The sequence below is a fragment of the Oryzomicrobium sp. genome, from assembly GCF_036820405.1.
Taxonomy (GTDB): Bacteria; Pseudomonadota; Gammaproteobacteria; order Burkholderiales; family Rhodocyclaceae; genus Oryzomicrobium.
Map to the genome: position 1 here is coordinate 108,453 of NZ_DAISLS010000010.1, position 17,168 is coordinate 125,620.

At 68.2% G+C, this 17,168-nt stretch carries 14 protein-coding genes; 2 read left to right on the top strand and 12 right to left on the bottom strand.

Going from position 1 to position 17,168, the window contains the following annotated elements:
- Positions 1–28 precede the first annotated feature (28 nt).
- Entirely contained in the window at positions 29–988 is a 960-nt protein-coding gene (locus tag V7Z98_RS11160; protein ID WP_293264878.1) for a sensor histidine kinase, read from the bottom strand.
- A 182-nt stretch (positions 989–1,170) separates the two neighbouring features.
- Here V7Z98_RS11160 and argH point away from each other — a divergent pair, with 182 nt between their 5' ends.
- Together argH and V7Z98_RS11170 are read left to right on the top strand one after the other, a co-directional pair.
- Positions 1,171–2,574: an argininosuccinate lyase gene (gene argH, locus V7Z98_RS11165; protein WP_334158040.1), complete on the top strand. Its 1,404-nt coding sequence runs from the start codon at positions 1,171–1,173 to the stop codon at positions 2,572–2,574.
- Positions 2,575–3,248: 674 nt separating this feature from the next.
- Positions 3,249–3,785, top strand: coding sequence for a DUF2058 domain-containing protein (locus tag V7Z98_RS11170; RefSeq protein ID WP_334158041.1), 537 nt, complete (start codon positions 3,249–3,251; stop codon positions 3,783–3,785).
- A 452-nt stretch (positions 3,786–4,237) separates the two neighbouring features.
- On the opposite strand, the gene sfsA is transcribed toward V7Z98_RS11170, so the two are convergent.
- The 11 genes from sfsA to V7Z98_RS11225 form a co-directional block, all read right to left on the bottom strand.
- Positions 4,238–4,987 (bottom strand): DNA/RNA nuclease SfsA, encoded by a 750-nt coding sequence (gene sfsA / locus V7Z98_RS11175; protein ID WP_334158043.1) that lies wholly within the window; start codon positions 4,985–4,987, stop codon positions 4,238–4,240.
- Between the two features lie 257 nt (positions 4,988–5,244).
- Positions 5,245–6,873 (bottom strand): tetratricopeptide repeat protein, encoded by a 1,629-nt coding sequence (locus V7Z98_RS11180; protein WP_334158044.1) that lies wholly within the window; start codon positions 6,871–6,873, stop codon positions 5,245–5,247.
- 57 nt (positions 6,874–6,930) lie between these two features.
- On the bottom strand, positions 6,931–7,620 hold the full coding sequence (locus tag V7Z98_RS11185; RefSeq protein ID WP_293264890.1) for a sensor histidine kinase: 690 nt from the start codon (positions 7,618–7,620) through the stop codon (positions 6,931–6,933).
- Positions 7,621–7,745: 125 nt separating this feature from the next.
- On the bottom strand, positions 7,746–8,153 hold the full coding sequence (locus tag V7Z98_RS11190; RefSeq protein ID WP_334158045.1) for a DUF4870 family protein: 408 nt from the start codon (positions 8,151–8,153) through the stop codon (positions 7,746–7,748).
- 110 nt (positions 8,154–8,263) lie between these two features.
- Entirely contained in the window at positions 8,264–8,824 is a 561-nt protein-coding gene (locus V7Z98_RS11195) for a GNAT family N-acetyltransferase (RefSeq protein WP_334158047.1), read from the bottom strand.
- Complete coding sequence (gene ubiD, locus V7Z98_RS11200; protein WP_334158049.1) at positions 8,821–10,305, bottom strand: 4-hydroxy-3-polyprenylbenzoate decarboxylase; 1,485 nt, start codon at positions 10,303–10,305, stop codon at positions 8,821–8,823. The genes V7Z98_RS11195 and ubiD overlap by 4 nt, the downstream gene beginning before the upstream one ends.
- Before the next feature lie 13 nt (positions 10,306–10,318).
- On the bottom strand, positions 10,319–11,227 hold the full coding sequence (gene ubiA, locus V7Z98_RS11205) for a 4-hydroxybenzoate octaprenyltransferase (RefSeq protein WP_293264898.1): 909 nt from the start codon (positions 11,225–11,227) through the stop codon (positions 10,319–10,321).
- 91 nt (positions 11,228–11,318) lie between these two features.
- Positions 11,319–13,205: an MFS transporter gene (locus tag V7Z98_RS11210; protein ID WP_334158050.1), complete on the bottom strand. Its 1,887-nt coding sequence runs from the start codon at positions 13,203–13,205 to the stop codon at positions 11,319–11,321.
- Positions 13,202–14,470 (bottom strand): amidohydrolase family protein, encoded by a 1,269-nt coding sequence (locus V7Z98_RS11215; protein ID WP_334158051.1) that lies wholly within the window; start codon positions 14,468–14,470, stop codon positions 13,202–13,204. The genes V7Z98_RS11210 and V7Z98_RS11215 overlap by 4 nt, the downstream gene beginning before the upstream one ends.
- 1 nt (position 14,471) lies before the next feature.
- A complete protein-coding gene (aas, locus tag V7Z98_RS11220; RefSeq protein ID WP_334158052.1) occupies positions 14,472–16,616 on the bottom strand; it encodes a bifunctional acyl-ACP--phospholipid O-acyltransferase/long-chain-fatty-acid--ACP ligase in 2,145 nt (714 codons plus the stop codon).
- Positions 16,617–16,720: 104 nt separating this feature from the next.
- Positions 16,721–17,032, bottom strand: coding sequence for an ArsR/SmtB family transcription factor (locus V7Z98_RS11225; protein ID WP_054621041.1), 312 nt, complete (start codon positions 17,030–17,032; stop codon positions 16,721–16,723).
- Between the last annotated feature and the right edge of the window lie 136 nt (positions 17,033–17,168).

Here is a 17,168-nt window from a genome sequence, read left to right on the forward strand (position 1 = left end):
TGTTGGCAATGTCGGAAGCCGGAAAATATCAGCGCGGGGCGGTGAGGGGGAGGTGGATGCGCACCACGTAGCGGCCGGCCTCGAAGCCGGCGTCGAGGCGCGCCTCCAGGTCGAAATGCAGGGCCAGGCGCTCGCGCACGTTGGCCAGGGCCATGCGGTTGCCGTTGCTGTGGGCGGACTGGGGCGTAGCGTCGTTGGTCACGGCGATGCTCATGCCGCCGCCGCTGTCCCGGGCGAAGGCGATGCGCACCGGCCCCGGGTCGGCCAGGGGCTCGACGCCATGATAGACGGCGTTCTCCACCAGGGGCTGGAGCATCAGGGGCGGCACCCGGGTCTCGCCGGGCACGTCGGCGATGTGCCATTCCACTTGGAGACGTTCGCCTAGGCGCAGCTTTTCCAGGTCCAGGTACTGGCGGGTCAGGGCGATTTCCTCGGACAGGGGCGTCAGCTCCCGGGCGTCGCGCATCAGCACCCGGATCAGGTCGGCCAGCTCTTCCAGGGCGGTTTCGGCCCGCAGCGGGTCGCGGCGGATCAGGCCGAGCACCGCATTCAGGCTGTTGAACAAAAAATGGGGGCGGATGCGGGCGTTGAGCGCTTGCAGGCGGGCCTCGGCCACCGCCTTGGGAAAGGCCCGGGCGCGCAGCTCGAAATAGGCCAGCAGCAGGGCGGCGGCCATGGCGGCGAGCAGGGCGGCGCGCAGCAGCTCGTCGGCCCGGGCCTCGGTCAGGCCGAAGAAACGCCAGAAATCGAACAGCCCGATGGCCAGCAGCACCGCCACCCCCACCACCGCGCCCTGGCCGGCCCGGGGCGGCAGGCGGCGCAGGGGTTCGCGCAGGGCGGCGAGAATGGGCAGGATGGCGAGCAGCAGCGGCTCGACGAAGGCGGCGAACTGGGTGAACACCCCGGGCCAGTCCCCCAGGTGGGGCGCCTTCACCAGGGCGGCGGCCGCCGCCAGCCCGTTGGCGCCGAGCAGAATGCGCAGCCACACGCCCAGATTGCGCGTATCCGGCAACAGCGGTAGCAGCGGCGGCGGGCTGGCCGGGGGGGCGGACGGGTTTTGCCGTATACTTTCTGTTTTATCCATGGTTTCCGGACTGCACCGGGCGGGCTTCGCGCATGAGGTGTTCGCGGCGGCTGGCCTGCGCATTGTAGTCCATGCATTTACCCATCATGAGCCAATCCCCCGCTTCTTCCGCCGCCCCCGCCAACTACACCTGGGCCGGCCGTTTCTCCGAGCCCATGTCCGACCTGGTCAAGCGCTACACCGCCTCGGTCGACTTCGATAAGCGCCTGTGGCGCCAGGACATCCGCGGCTCCCTCGCCCACGCCAAGATGCTGGCCAAGCAGGGCATCATCGCCGCCTCCGATCTGGCCGACATCGAGCGGGGCATGGCCCAGATCGTGGCCGAGATCGAATCCGGCCAGTTCGAATGGCAGCTCGATCTGGAAGACGTGCACCTCAACATCGAAAAGCGCCTCACCACCCTGGTGGGGGACGCCGGCAAGCGCCTGCACACCGGCCGTTCGCGCAACGACCAGGTGGCCACCGACATCCGCCTGTGGCTGCGCGACACCATCGATTCCATCGTCGCCCTGATCCAGCAGTTCCAGACCGCGTTGCTGGTGCTGGCCGAGAAGGAAGCAGCCACGCCGATGCCCGGCTCCACCCACCTGCAAGTGGCCCAGCCGGTGACCTTCGGCCACCACCTGCTGGCCTACTTCGAGATGACCCAGCGCGACAAGGAGCGCTTCCTCGACTGCCGCAAGCGCGTCAGCCGCCTGCCCCTGGGCTCCGCCGCCCTGGCCGGCACCACCTACCCGATCGATCGGGAGTTCGTGGCAAAGGAACTGGGCTTCGACGGCGTCTGCGAAAACTCCCTGGACGCGGTGTCCGACCGGGACTTCGGCATCGAATTCTGTGCCGCCTGTTCGCTCTTGATGACCCACTTCTCGCGCCTCTCCGAAGAGTTGGTGCTGTGGATGAACCCGCGCTTCGGCTTCGTCAAGATCGCCGACCGCTTCTGCACCGGCAGCTCGATCATGCCGCAGAAGAAGAACCCGGACGTGCCCGAACTGGCACGGGGCAAGACCGGCCGCACCAACGGCAACCTGGTGGCCCTGCTCACCCTGATGAAGGGCCAGCCCCTGGCCTACAACAAGGACAACCAGGAAGACAAGGAGCCCCTGTTCGACTCCGCCGACACGGTGATCGACACCCTGCGCATCTTCGCCGACATGATGGCCGGCATCGAAGCCCGCCCCGAGCGCATGCGCGGCGCCCTGGCCGAAGGCTTCGCCACCGCCACCGACCTGGCCGACTACCTGGCCAAGAAGGGCCTGCCCTTCCGCGAAGCCCACGAGGTCGTGGGCCTGGCGGTCAAGGCCGCCGAAGCCCAGGGCAAGGACCTGGCCGACCTGACCCTGGCCGAACTGCAAGCCTTCTCCCCCCTGGTCCAGTCCGACGTGGCCACCTGCCTGACCATCGAAGGATCGTTGGCAGCGCGCAACCACATCGGCGGGACCGCGCCGGAGCAGGTCAAGGCGGCGGTGGTAAGGGCGAAGGGGCGGGTGTGATGTAGTTCCGCTGCCTGTTCCCGGCAATGTAAAAGCCGCCCTGATGGGCGGCTTTTTTATTTGGTCATCAGCCAAAGTGGATGATGAAACAGCCCTTCACGAGCAACTACTTTCAATCTAAGCAGTCACTCAGAAACCGATGATTGAATCGCCCCGACTTTCATGGGCGCATCCTATGTAGGCCAAGCATTTCGAAATGCATCACTGAGCCGGAGAGTGATGCAACTCTAGTGATCCGGTAAGGAGATAAAAATGAGTAAAGGTGGCGGTAGTGGCGGCGGTCGTAGCGGTGGCTCCCAAGGCGGTGGTGGTCGGGGGGGCTCCCAAGGTGGTAGTAGGGGCGGCGCGTCAAGCGGCGGTGGCCGTGGTCAAGGGAATGGTGGCGGATGGCCCAGTGGAACAGGCAATCCATCCGGCGGAGGCCGCAGCAATGCACCTGCTGGTGGTGGCAAAAAGTAGGTTTGGTGCTGGTCTGGCCTAATGATTCCGCCAAGAGGGACCTCCCACGGGCTGGGCTCGTGGGGGCCGCTCTTCTCGTCTTTGCAGAAAGTGACGAGCCAAAATATGGCGGTCAACGTGCCGACAGCAGCCCGGATCGCACTTTTGCTAAGCTAGCGCCCTTTCGCCGGCTGACGCCGTTCAGCCGGGCGGACTCACTTCACGGAGCGCTACACATGGCCTCGTTGCAGGATCAGTTTTTGAAAGCCGGCCTGGTCAGCCAGAAGAAGGTCAAGCAGGCCAACCACGAGAAGAGCAAGCAGAAGAAGGACGAGCGTCGGACCGGCGTGCAAACGGTCGACGAAGCGCGTCTGGCGGCCCAGGAAACCCAGCGCAAGAATGCCGAGCGGGCCCGCGAACTGAATGCCCAGCGCGCTGCCGCCGCCACACAGAATGCCGTTGCGGCGCAGATTACCCAGATGGTGCAGCAGAGCCGCCAGAGCAAGGGCGGCGGCGATATTGCCTATAACTTCACCTACGGCAGCAAGATCGAACGGCTGTACGTATCGGCCGCGGTCCAGGGGCACCTGACCGCCGGGCGGCTGGTGATCGTCCGCCAGGGCGAGTCCTTCGAATTGGTGCCCAAGGTGGTCGCCGACAAGATTGCCGAGCGGGATGCCTCCATCGTCGTGCGGGTCAGCAAGCCCAGCACCGAGGTGGATGCGGACGATCCCTACGCCGACTATAAGATTCCGGACGATTTCACCTGGTAGTCCGGGTGCCCGGCCCGCAGGTCGCGGGCGGGGGCCTTTGGCGAGCCATCAACCGCCTTCCCGCAAACCGGGCATTGCCGTTATGCCGGTTTAAGCCGGTCCGCGAATCGACACCGTGCCGTGGGATAGCGGCAGGCCAAAGGGAAGGCCGGCGTCGGTCAAGGCGCTGGTGCTGGGGGGGGCGGATTTTCGCCGCCCAGCGACGATGGTCGGTGGCAGAAAAAAAGCCGTCCGGTTCCCCGGGCGGCTTTTTGTCTTCAAACATCTGTGAGGCACTGGGCGGGAACGCCGCGCGAGTGGCCGATCTTGGCTGCACCTGCCTGAAACTCAGCGCCAGTCCTTGTTCCCCGCAATGCCTGCCTGGAGATTCAATACTGGCGCGGGGTTTGGCGAGCTGGCCTGTACGCCGGCAATGCACCCAACGCGCCCGCCGGCATCCGCGCCGGTCCCGCTCAGGGGCAAACCACCGCCAGCCGCCGTTCCAGGCGCAGGGCGGTGGGGGTGACGGTGGCGGCGTAGGCCAGGGCCTCGACCCCGGCGGCGAGGGCTTCGCGCAGGGTGCGGCCGTAGAGCGGGTCGATGTGGTCGGCGGGGCGCACTTCGTTCACGTCGCCGCGCTGCACGCAGAAGAACAGGACGGCGCGCTGGCCGGCGGCGACGACGTCGATCAGTTCGCGCAGGTGCTTGGTGCCGCGCTCGGTCACCGCGTCGGGGAAGAAGCCCAGGCCGCGGCTGTGGGGGCCGGGATCGGCGATGGCGGTGACGTTCTTCACTTCCACGTAGCAGGGTGGGCGGCCGTCGTTTTCCAGCAGCAGGTCGATGCGGCTGCGCTTGCCGCCCCGGCCGTTGTCGCCGCCGTAGGGCACCTCGGCGCGGATGGCGCCGTAGCCGGTGAGTTCGGCGATGCGCCCGGCCTCGATGGCCTCGCGCACCAGGGCGTTGGTGCGGCCGGTGTGCAGGCCGACCAGTACGCCGGGGGCTTCCAGGGGTTCCACCAGTTCCCAGGTCCAGGCCAGCTTGCGCTCCGGGTTGGTCGCCGCCGACAGCCACACCCGGCTGCCCGGGGCCTTGCAGCCGTGCATGGCGCCGGTGTTGGGGCAGTGGGCCTCGACCAGGGCGCCGTCGTCGAGGCGCACTTCGGCGACGAAGCGGTTGCGCCGGACGACGAGGCTGCCGGGGACCAGGGCGGGGGAAAATTCCATGGCGGTAGGGGCGTGGGGAGTGGTTTGCGGTTTATGCGTTTTGGTCGTGAATCATGCCGATTGAAGCGGCAAGCTCGGCAACCGGTGCGGACTTTGCGCTATTTGTCCGGAAGCATGCTTGCGCTTTATGCATGAATCCTCCGGCGGGCGGGCGATGCGGCCCGCCGCCCAGGCGAAAATCTCACCCTAGGCGGCAAGCGTGTCTGCATGGCGGCGTGCCCGCGTGCCCCGGTGGCTCCGTATCCCGCCTCCCCGGATCAGCGGGTCAGGGTATCCACCTGGCGCATCAGCTGGACGTAGCGCTTTTCACCCGGGGACAGGCGGTGCACCGTGGCCAGGCGTGCGCGCACCTCGTCCGCCAGGGCCGGGTCGACGGCGGTCTTTTGCATGATGCTCAGGGCCAGGTGGGCGAAGTTGAGCAGCACCCGGATGTTGCCGGGCAGGCGCTCGCAGGCGGTGCGCAGGGCGGCCAGGGCTTCGTCGAACTTGCCGTCGCGCATCAGCAGCACGCCCTGGTTCATCAGCTCCACGGACTCCTTGCGCGAGGCTTCCACCAGGGCGGAGCCTTCGGCGCCCATGCTGGCGCCGTCGAACACCTGCTGGACGCGGCCGAGCAGGGCGGTGTCCTCGGGGCTGCTGCGCACCGCGTCCTGGAGCAGGGCCACGGCCTGCTGCTTTTCGCCGGTGACCAGCATCAGTTCGGCCATTTCCAGGGTCGAGGCGCTGTCCGGACGCACGCCGGTGCTGGTGAGGGTTTCGCCCAGCCGCTGGGCGGCCTTGCGCGCGGCGATCGGGTCGCCGGCCCGGTGGTGCACCAGGCCCTCGGCGGCCAGGGCCTGGACCTTCACCTCGTCGCCGTCGAACTGTTTGGTCAGGGTGCCCAGCACTTGCAAGGCTTCGTTCGGGTTGTTCAGGGCGCTGCAGGTCTTGGCCAGGCCCAGGTAGGCGTCGGCGGTCTTGAGCACCGAGTGCTCGCCCAGGGCGACGCTCTTGCGGAAGGCCTTTTCGGCGTTGTCGAGCTTGCCCAGGTGCAGGGCCACCTCGCCCAGGGTCTTTTGCCGGGTGACCGAGTTGGGGGAGAGGCGGGCGGCCCGCTCCAGCACTTCCTCGGCCTTGGTCAGGTCGTTCTGGGCCTTGAGCACCGTCACCAGCCAGTCGTAGGCCTCCAGGAAGGTGCGCTGCTCTTCCACCAGGGCTTCGAGCAGGGCGCGGGCCTCGGCCAGTTCGCCGGCGGCGAAGTGGGCCCGGGCCAGGCCGAGCTTGGCCCAGGGCACGTCGCGCTGGGCCAGGATGTCGTTGCACAGGGTGCGGGCCGGACCGTGCTCGCCGGCGGCGAGCAGCATCTGGCACTTGAGGCGCAGCAGCTCGCCGGCGTTGCTGCGGTCGGTGGCCAGGCGCTGGTCGCACAGCTTGGCGGCGCGCAGGAAATCCTGGTCGAGCACCGCCTGGTCGATCTCGGCGAAGGCTTCCTTCTTGGCCCAGATCTTGTCCAGGCGCAGGCGCAGCGTCGCCTCGGTGATCGGCTTGATCAGGTAGGCGTCGGGCTGGTACTCGGCAGCGCCCATCACCACGTCGGCGGTCTTTTCGGCGGTGATCATGATCCAGGCGCAGCCCGGCCCCACCAGGTTGCGGTACTTGGCTTCCTCGAGCACCTGCTGGCCGTTCTTGCCGGCCCCCAGGTTGAAGTCGCACAGCACGCCGTCGAAGCGGTTCTTTTCCAGCAGGGCGATGGCCTCGCCGCCGTTGGCGGCGGTGGCGATGTTGCGCGTGTTAACCCCGCAGGAGCGCAGGATGTCGCGCAGAATGCTGCGCATGCCGTGGAAGTCGTCGATGATCAAAAAGCTCTTGCTGGCGAAATCCACCGGCAGCTGTTGGGGTGTGCTCATGGCGTTCGGTCTTGTTGTTGTCGGGGGCGGCGCGGCGATGCGGTGGTGCGGTGATGCTTAGGGCAGGTTCAGGACGAAGCAGCCGCCGCCCCAGGCACCGCCGTTTTCCAGGCGGATGCTGCCGGTCTGGCCCTTGTTGCGGTGCATGCGGGCGACCATGGCCGAGAAGTAGAGGCCCAGGCCGGTGCTGCCGCCCTGGAAATCCACGCCCTGCATGGCGGCCACGCCGTCGTCGAGCATCTTCTGCGGATAGCCCCGGCCATCGTCCTCGACGCGCAGCTCCAGGCCCTCGGCGCCGCGCCGGGCTACCAGGCGGATGCGGCTGCCGGTGTAGTGGATGGCGTTGTTGAGGGCGTGGCCGACCACGCCGCCCACCAGGTCGGTGTCGAAGGGCCAGATCAGGTCCGGCTCGCATTCCACCTCGAAGGCGATGCCCCGGGAGGCGAGCAGGGGCTGGTGCTGGGAGACGGTTTCCTGGATGAAGTCGTCGAGCAGCCAGTCCTCGGGGGAGAAGGGGTAGAGGTGGTTGCCGAGCTTGTACAGGGTAAGGAGCTGGATCAGGTTGCCGTTGATGCGCTTGGTCTCGTACATCATGTGGCTCAGCTCCCGGTACTCGGGGCCTTCCCGGTCGGCGGCGGCCAGGATCTTTTCCATCCCGCCGATCAGGATGGTGATGGAGTTCTTCATGTCGTGCACCGACGAGGCCAGGAAGGCCGAGATGTCGGGCGTGGGGGCGGGGGCGCTCATGGTCATCCTTGGGCGTGGGACTGTCGACGGGGGGCGTTTTACCACAGGCCCCGGGGCGGCGCTTGATGCAGGTCAGGCTGCGGTCAAATTGGCACGGTCGCCCCGGCGCCGGCCCGCGCCGGCGCTCAGTTCTGGGGCGGAACGGGCATCGAGACCCGGCCGGCCAGGGCCGTCCAGCCGCGCACCACCCGGTAGAGCACCCAGATGCCGGTGAGGGCGATCACCAGGATGGCAGCGGGAATGCCGATCAGGGTGATGGTCAGCACCCCGGCGATGACCAGCCACAGGAGGGCGAACCAGAAGGTGCGCAGCTGCCAGCGGTAGTGGGTTTCCAGCCAGGTGCCGGCCACCTCGTCGCGCTTCATGTAGTTGAAGATGACGGCGATGATCGACGGCCAGCCGAAGATGAAGGCGCCGACCACGGTGGCCGAGGACAGCACCCCGCTCAACGCCGAGACGGCGTGCAGGGCGTACATGACGTGGGCCCAGGCCTTGGGGCCTTCCAGATCGCGGGGCGCGGGCGAGTTTTCCATCGTGTTCTCCGTGTCTCCAGGGCGGCGGGACGCCGTGGGCCGAGTCTAACCGACCCCGGGGGGCGCTTCGGGTAACACTGTTTTACCGCTGTGTATTTACCTTTGCGGCGTTACAGCGGTTTGTGCAGGAACAGGGCGTCGCCGGCGGCCGGGTCGAGCACGTAGGGGGCGAAACCGGCGCGGGCGTAGGCGGCCCGGGCGCGCGCGTTGTTGGCCAGCACTTCCAGGGTCAGCTTGCAGCAGCCCAGCTTCCGGGCGCGGGCCTCGGCCCAGGCCAGCAGCAGGCGGCCGATGCCCCGGTCGCGCAGGCCGTCGCGCACCACCACGTCGTGGATGTTGAGCAGGGGCCGGGCGGCGAAGGTGGAAAAGCCGGCAAAGCAGTTGATCAGCCCGACGGCGTCCTCTGCCGCGCCATCGTCGCAGCTATCGCCGTGGCCAACCCGCTGCCAGGCCAGGGCGCCGTGGAAGTGGGGCAGGCGGCGCAGTTCATCCACCAAGCGGGCGCGTGCCGCCGGGGCGAGGCCGGTGCCGCCGCCCATGGGGTCGGCGGCGTAGTGGTCGAGCAGGGCGAGAAAGGCGGCGGCCTGGCGTGGATCGTCCAGGTCCAGCGGACGGACCTGGATGGCCGCCCCCTCGGCGTTCATGCCTTGGGCCGGAGGCAGCGCGCTCACAGCCCCAGCTCGCCCCACAGGGCGTCCACCCGGGCCTTCACCGCCTCGTCCATGACGATGGGGCGGCCCCATTCGCGCTGGGTCTCGCCCTGCCACTTGTTGGTGGCGTCCAGGCCCATCTTGGAACCGAGGCCGGCCACCGGGGAGGCGAAGTCGAGATAGTCGATCGGCGTGTTGTCCACCAGGGTGGTGTCCCGGGTGGCGTCCATGCGGGTGGTCAGGGCCCAGATCACTTCCTTCCAGTCCCGGATGTTCACGTCGTCGTCCACCACGATGATGAACTTGGTGTACATGAACTGGCGCAGGAAGCTCCAGATGCCGAACATCACCCGCTTGGCGTGGCCCGGGTACTGTTTCTTGATGCTCACCACCGCCAGGCGGTAGGAGCAGCCCTCGGGTGGCAGGTAGAAGTCCACGATCTCGGGGAACTGCTTTTGCAGCAGCGGCACGAACACCTCGTTCAACGCCACGCCCAGCACCGCCGGCTCGTCGGGGGGCTTGCCGGTGTAGGTGGAGTGGTAGATCGGGTTCTTGCGCGTGGTGATGCGTTCCACCGTAAACACGGGGAAGTCGGCCTGCTCGTTGTAGTAGCCGGTGTGGTCGCCGTAGGGGCCTTCCAGGGCCGTCTCGCCGGGGTGGATCACGCCTTCGAGCACGATCTCGGCGTAGGCCGGCACTTGCAGGTCGGAGCCGATGCATTTGGTCAGCTCGGTCTTGGAGCCGCGCAGCAGCCCGGCGAACTGGTACTCGGATAACGAATCGGGCACCGGGGTGACGGCCCCCAGGATGGTGGCCGGGTCGCAGCCGAGCACCACCGCCACCGGGAAGGGCTCGCCCGGCTTGGCCTGCTGGTGGTCGCGGAAATCCAGGGCGCCGCCCCGGTGGGCCAGCCAGCGCATGATCAGCTTGTTCTTGCCGATCACCTGCTGGCGGTAGATGCCCAGGTTCTGCCGATTCTTGCTCGGCCCCTGGGTGACGGTGAGGCCCCAGGTCACCAGGGGGGCCGCGTCGCCGGGCCAGCAATGCTGGATCGGCAGGCGGGAGAGGTCCACCGCATCGCCCTCGATCACCACCTCGTGGCAGGGGGCGGAGGAAATCATCTTCGGCGCCATGTTGAGCACCTGCTTCAATACCGGCAGCTTGTCCCAGGCGTCCTTGAGGCCCTTGGGCGGCTCCGGCTCCTTCAGGTAGGCGAGCAGCTTGCCGACTTCGCGCAGGGCGGTGACGGCGTCGCCTTCCTCGCCCATGCCCAGGGCGACCCGTTCCACGGTGCCGAACAGGTTGGTCAGCACCGGCATGGATTGGGGGCGGCCGTCCTGGTCCACCGGGTTTTCAAAGAGCAGGGCCGGGCCTTCGGCGCGCAGCACCCGGTCGCCGATTTCGGTCATTTCCAGGTGGGTGGACACCGGCGCGGCGATGCGCTTGAGCTTGCCCCGGGATTCGAGCTGGTCGATGAATTCGCGCAGATCGCGGTAGCGCATGGCTTGTCTCGCCTTATCGTGCAAAAAGAGTGGTCAGGGGATTGGGAGAGCCAAGGGCGAAGTCGGCGGCGATGCCGACGAAGATGACCGCTCCCAGCCAGTTGTTGTGCATGAAGGCCTTGAAGCAGGGCATCCGCTCCCGGCCCCGGATCAGGGTGTAGTGGTAGACCGCCATGCCCGCCGCCACCGCCAGCCCGGCGTAGAAGCACAGGCCCATGGCCAGGCCGTGGCCGATCCAGGCGATCAGCCCCAGGGCCACGGCATAGCACAGCATCACTGCCGCCACGTCGAAGCGGCCGAAGGTGATGGCCGAGGTCTTGATGCCGATCTTGAGGTCGTCGTCCCGGTCCACCATGGCGTACTCGGTGTCGTAGGCCACCGCCCAGAAGATGTTGGCCACCAGCAGCCACCAGGCTTCCGCCGGCACGGTGTGCAGCTGGGCGGCGTAGGCCATGGGGATGCCGAAACCGAAGGCGATGCCCAGGTAGGCCTGGGGGATGGCGAAGAAGCGCTTGGTGAACGGGTAGGTGGCGGCGAGGAAGGCGGCCACCACCGACAGCCCCAGCACCAGCATGTTGCGCAGGGGCAGGATCAGGGCCAGGGAGGCCAGGCAAAGCACGGCGAAAAGGGCCAGGGCCTCCTTGCTGGACACCTTGCGCGCCGCCAGGGGACGGGCCTTGGTGCGTTCCACGTGGGGGTCGAAATCCCGGTCGGCGAAGTCGTTGATGACGCAGCCGGCGGAGCGCATCAGCAAGGTGCCCAGGGCGAATATCCACACCAGCACCCAGGACGGGGTGCCCAGGGCGGAGAACCACAGGGCCCACAGGGTGGGCCAGAGCAGCAGCAGGGTGCCGATCGGCTTATCCAGCCGCATCAGTTTTTCGTAGTGGTCGAGCCGTTCGCGCCAGGTGATCGAGGACATGGGCAGGAAGGGAGAAGGGCAAAGGCGGGATTCTACCCTCCCGCCCGCCCCCGGCCGGGTGCGGGGAGCGCCGGCCGGATGATGTCCCGGCTCAGGCCCGCGCGCCGCGCAGTGCCACGACCCGCTCGCGCAGGGCTTCCGGTGTCGCGTCTGCGGCGGGCAGGGGCGCGCCGCCCACCAGGGTGATGCGCGAGAACAATCCCCGGCGCAGGGGCCGGCTCATGGCCGGGCCGTCCTTGCGCGAGAAGGTGCTGCCCCACAGGCCTTGCAGCGCCAGGGGCACCACCGGCACCGGGGTGTCGCGCAGGATGCGGGCGGTGCCGGGACGGAAGGGGCCGATCTCGCCGCTGGCAGTGATGCTGCCTTCGGGAAAGATGCCCACCAGTTCGCCGGCGGCCAGGGCCTCGGCCACCCGGGCGAAGGCCCGCTCCTTGAGGGCGGCGTCCTCCTTTTCCGGCGCGATGGGGATCGCCCCGCTGGTGCGGAAGACGAAGTTGAGCAGGGGCACCTTGAAGATGCGGTGGTCCATGACGAAGCGGATCGGCCGGGGGCAGGCGGCCATGATCACCAGGGCGTCCACGAAGCTGACGTGGTTGCACACCAGCAGGGCCGGGCCTTCCGCCGGAATGTGCTCCACGCCGCGCTTTTCCAGCCGGTAGACCGTATGCACCAGCATCCAGACGATGAAGCGCAGCAGGAATTCCGGCACCAGCCGGTAGATGTACAGGGCCACGGCGGCGTTGGCCAGGGCGGCCAGGGCGAACAGTTGGGGGATGGAGAGGCCGGCGCCGAGCAGGGCCGCCGCGCCCAGGGCGCCGGCCACCATGAACAGGGCGTTGAGGATGTTGTTGGCGGCGATGATGCGCGCCCGGTGGCCCGGGGCGCTGCGCAGCTGCACCAGGGCGTAGAGGGGCACGATGAAGAAGCCGCCGAACACCCCGAGCAGCATCAGGTCGATCAGCACATGCCAGGTGCCGGGCTCCGCCAGCAGTTGGGCCACGCCCAGGGGAGCGGCGTGGGCGGCATGGCTCAAGGCGTCGGGCGAGGCCCAGGCCAGGTCCAGGCCGAACAGGGTGAGGCCGATGGAGCCGAAGGGCACCAGGCCGATCTCCACTTGCTTGGCCGAGAGCCGCTCGCACAGCAGCGAGCCCAGACCGATGCCGACGGTGAAGGTGGCGAGCAGCAGGGTCACCGTGGTTTCGCTGCCCCCCAGCACGTTCTTGGCGTAGGCCGGGAACTGGGCGAGGAACAGGGCGCCGTACAGCCAGAACCAGGAGATGCCGAGGATGGAGAGGAACACCGTGCGGTTTTCCCGGGCGAAGCCGACGTTGCGCCAGGTCTCGGAGAACGGGTTGAGGTTGATCGCCAGACCCGGTTCCGGCGCCGGGGCGGCGGGGATGCCGCGGCTGGTCAGGTAGCCGAGCAGGGCCACGGCCAGGCCGGCCCCCGCCACCCACAGCGGATGCCCGGCGCCGGCCAGGAGGCCCCCGGCCAGGGTGCCCACCAGGATGGCGACGAAGGTGCCCGCCTCCACCAGGGCGTTGCCCCCCACCAACTCGTCCGAATGCAGGTGCTGGGGCAGGATGGCGTACTTGACCGGGCCGAACAGGGTGGAGTGGCAGCCGAGCAGGAACAGGGCGAAGAGCAGCACTGGCAGGCTGTGCAGCATGAAGCCGGCGCCGGCCACGGCCATGATGGCCATTTCCAGCACCTTCACCAGCCGGGCCAGGCGGGCCTTGTCGTACTTGTCGGCGAGCTGGCCGGCGGTGGCCGAGAAGATGAAGAAGGGCAGGATGAAGATGCCCGCCGCCAGGTTGGCCAGGATGGCCGGGTCCAGGCTGGTCCAGCTGGCCGCCTGGAAGGTGAGCAGTACGATCAGGGCGTTCTTGAACAGGTTGTCGTTGAAGGCGCCGAGAAACTGGGTGCCGAAGAAGGGCAGGAAGCGGCGCTGGCGCAGCAGCTTGAACTGGGAACTCATGCGGCGGTTCTCGTGAAAAAGTCGCGGGTTTCGAACACCCCCGGGGCGAAGCGGCGGCCCCGGGAGTGGAGGTGGCGTTTCAGGACGAAATCGAACAGCAGGGGATTGTGCTGGCGCACTCGGTCGAGGACCGGCACGGTGCTTTCCGCCAGCATGCCCCGGGCGGCGAATTCCCGGGGCGAGATCAGGGGCATCACCCCGGGCAGGGGATAGTCGCTGCCGTTGAGCAGGCGATGATGCCATTCCTCCCGCTCCAGCAGCGAGCGCAGCACTGCCTCGGAGCGGTTGCGCTGGGTCAGGGCGGAGACGTCGGCGTACAGCCGGCCGGCATAGGCCGGATCGTCCATCAAGCGGGAGAACAGGGTGAAGCTCGGCACCCGGTGGGCCTTGCCGGCCCCCTTGGCCTGGTCGGTATCCACGTCCTCGCCCAGGGAGGCACAGTGAGCCACCACCACCCGCACGCCCTGCTCCAGGGGGCGGCGCAGGCGCAGCGGGTTGCCGTAGGCCTGGGTGTCGCCGCCGTGCACCGCCTTCTCTTCGCCGGCGTGGGTGATCAGCGGCAGGTCGTGGCGCGCCAGGGCGGCGTAGAAGGCATCGCAGCGCGGATTGGCCGGGTCGATGCCCATGGCCGCCGGCAGCCACTTCACCGCCCGGGCGCCGCTCGCCACCGCGGCATCCAGCGCCGCCACGCAATCGTCCCGATAGGGGTGGATCGAGGCGGCCCACTCGAAGCCCTGGGGGAACTCCCGGGCGATGCGCGCCGCGTAGGCGTCGGGCACGTGGAAGCTGGTGCGCGCCGGCACCGGCCGGCCATCCCGGTCGTGGAAGCGCTCGAAGGCGAACAGCAGCAGCTTGGCGCCGGGGGCCAGGCCGGCCATCAGGTTGTGCAGGCGCTCCACGTAGGCCCGGTCCACCTGGCCGGCGGGCGCCTCATGGACGCAGCCGGCGTTGAGGTAGAAGAGGCGCTGGGCGTACTGCAACGGGTGGCGCAGGCTGAGCATGTCGGGATTGACGGTAATGCCGCTGCCCGAGTCGCCGTTGCCGACCAGGTGGGCATGGACGTCCCACACCTGGGCCGGGTCCAGGCCGGCCCAGGCAGCCTGGATCAGCGGGTGGCCGGCCAGATCCGCGGGCAGGGCGGCGCGGCAGGGGTTGAACAGGGCCGTGCCGTGCTTGGCCGCCAGGGCCGAGGCGGCCAGGCCGGCGCCGGCCAGGCCCAGACCGGCGAGGAGCAGGCGGCGCCGGGCGCTAATGAGGGCGGCCATCTCAGGCAGCCTCCGCCAGTTTCTTCAGGGTCACGTAGTCGGTCTTGCCGGTGCCGAGCAGGGGCAGGGCGTCGATGGCCACGATCTTGCGCGGCACCGCCAGCTCCGGAGTGCCCTTGTCCTTGGCGGCGGCGAGCAGTTGCTCCCGGGTCAGCGCCGGATCGGTGGTGAACAGCACCAGGGCTTCGCCCTTTGCCGCATCGGGCTGGCTGGAGGCGGCGTGGCCGGCGGCAGGCGATGCCGTTGCGGCGAGCTTTTCCACCACCTCCAGGCTGACCATCTCGCCGGCGACCTTGGCGAAGCGCTTGACCCGGCCGACGATGCGCAGGAAGCCGTCGTCGTCGATCTCCACCACGTCGCCGGTGTCGTACCAGCCCGGGCCGGCCTCGGAATGGGGCGGCTCGATCGCGCCCGGGGCGCTGGCCCGGTAGTAGCCGGACATCAGGTTGGGGCCACTGACGTGGAGCAGGCCGCCGGATTCGATGCCGGGCACCGGCACCAGCTTGGCGTGGATGCCCGGCAGCAGCTGGCCGACGGTGCCGGTGCGGTAGGCCATGGGGGTGTTCACCGCCAGCACCGGGGCGGTTTCGGTGGCGCCGTAGCCCTCGAAGATGCGGATGCCGAACTTCTCGAACCACAGGGCGCGCACCGGCTCGGCCAGCTTCTCGGCGCCGGCCACCACGTAGCGCAGCCGGTAGAAGTCGTAGGGATGGGCGAACTTGGCGTAGTTGCCGAGGAAGGTGCTGGTGCCGAACAGCACGGTGCAACCCCGGTCGTAGGCCAGTTCGGGGATGATCCGGTAGTGCAGGGGCGAGGGGTAGAGGAACAGGCTGGCACCGGTGAGCACCGGCAGCAGGGTGCCGGCGGTGAGGCCGAAGGAGTGGAACACCGGCAGGGCGTTGACCACCTTGTCGTCCACCGAGAAGTCGATCACGGCGCGTACCTGGGCGATGTTGGCCAGGATGGCCCGGTGCGACAGCACCACGCCCTTGGGCTTGCCCTCGGAGCCGGAGGTGAACAGCACCACCGCCGCGTCCTCCGGCGAGGCCGGCCGGGCGGTGCAGCGCGGCAGCCACAGGGCGTAGCCGATCAGCCACAGCTTGTCCCACAGGGTGACGCCCTTGCCCAGGTCCTCCAGGTAGACCAGGCGCACGTTGGTTAGCGCCGCCACCTTGTCGCCGAGCTTGGCGGTTTCGAGGAACTGGCGCGAGGTGATGACGGTGCGCACCTGGGCGGCGTCGCAGGCGGCCTGCATGCCCTCGGTGCCGGCGCTGTAGTTGAGCATGGCCGGCACCCGCTTCTGGGCGGTCAGGCCGAGCAGCAGGCCGACGGTGGCGGTGAGGTTGGGCAGCAGCACCCCGACCCGCTCGCCCTCGGCGCTCTCCCGGGCGGCCAGGCGGCCGAGCATCAGGCTCATCTTGAGCAGGTCCTGATAGGAGTACTCGATCTGCTTCATGTCCTCCAGCACCCGCCGGCGGCGGCCGAAGATCTCGACCGCATCGCACAGGGCGGCGAACAGGGTCTGGCGCGGGTGCGAGGCGAACAGCATCTCCTGCATCACCCGGCGCATCGCCTCGCCGGCCTTGCGCCGGCGCAGCTTGGCAGTGGGCGCTTCGGGCATGGGAATGGCGGTGGCGGGCAGGATCGAGAGGCGGATGCGCGGGAAGAGCTGCTTCGGGTACTTGCCCGAGACCCGGGAGAAGTAGCTGCGTGATGCGCCGTCAAGGCGCACCGGTACCACCGTGGCGCCGGTCTTGGCGGCGACGAAGGCCGGGCCGTCGTAGACCTTCATCAGGCTGCCGGTCTGGGTGATGCGGCCCTCGGGGAAGATCACCACCGGGCGGCCGGTTTCCAGCAGCTTGATGACCTTTTTCATGGCCATCGGGCTGGTCGGGTCCACCGCCAGGTAGTCGGTCAGCGACAGCACCAGGCGGAAGTACCAGGAGCGGGCCACCCCGGTGTGCACCACGAACACCGGGTTCACCGGCAGGAACAGGCCAAGCAGCAGCCCGTCGAGGAAGGACTCGTGGTTGGCGACGATGAGCAGGCGCTCGGCCGTGAGGGCGGCGGGGTCGCCCGTGCAGCGGATGCGGAAGAGCAGGCGGGCCAGCGTCCGCAGCAAGGATTTGAACAGTGTTTTAAACATCGCGGCTCCCAGGAAGGGCGGGATTATGCCATCCTGAATAAATAACCAAATAACTAAACTTTTCGTTATGTAAGGGCAAAAAAAGAGGCCAGGAATGCCCGGGCCTAGGCCTCGTTACGCACGTAGTCCAGCACGTTGCCCAGGGTTTCCTCCAGGAACGGCCGGTTGATCCAGAAGAACACCTCCTTGCCGATCTTCTCCGACCCCAGCACCTCGGCCTCGCGAAGGATCTTCAGATGGTGCGAGACGGTGGAGCGGGTCAGGGTGGAGGCCTCGGCGATCTGCCCGACATTGAGCCGCTCGCCCTTCTCAAAGAGCAGCAGCATGCGCTGGCGGTGCTCGTCGCCCAGGGCGGTGAACACCTTGGACATGCCACGCCATTCGGGGGGGAGGGCTTGGGTGTAGTCGGATTTCATGTCGATGATCTTAGTTGTATCGATGCGTTTGGTCAACGCAGGGGCAATGCCGCTCGTGCGCAATTGTCGGGATGACCCTCTTCTTCGCTTGGATCAGGCTTGGACCCAAGAATGGGGCGGCGGAGCGGCCTTTGTC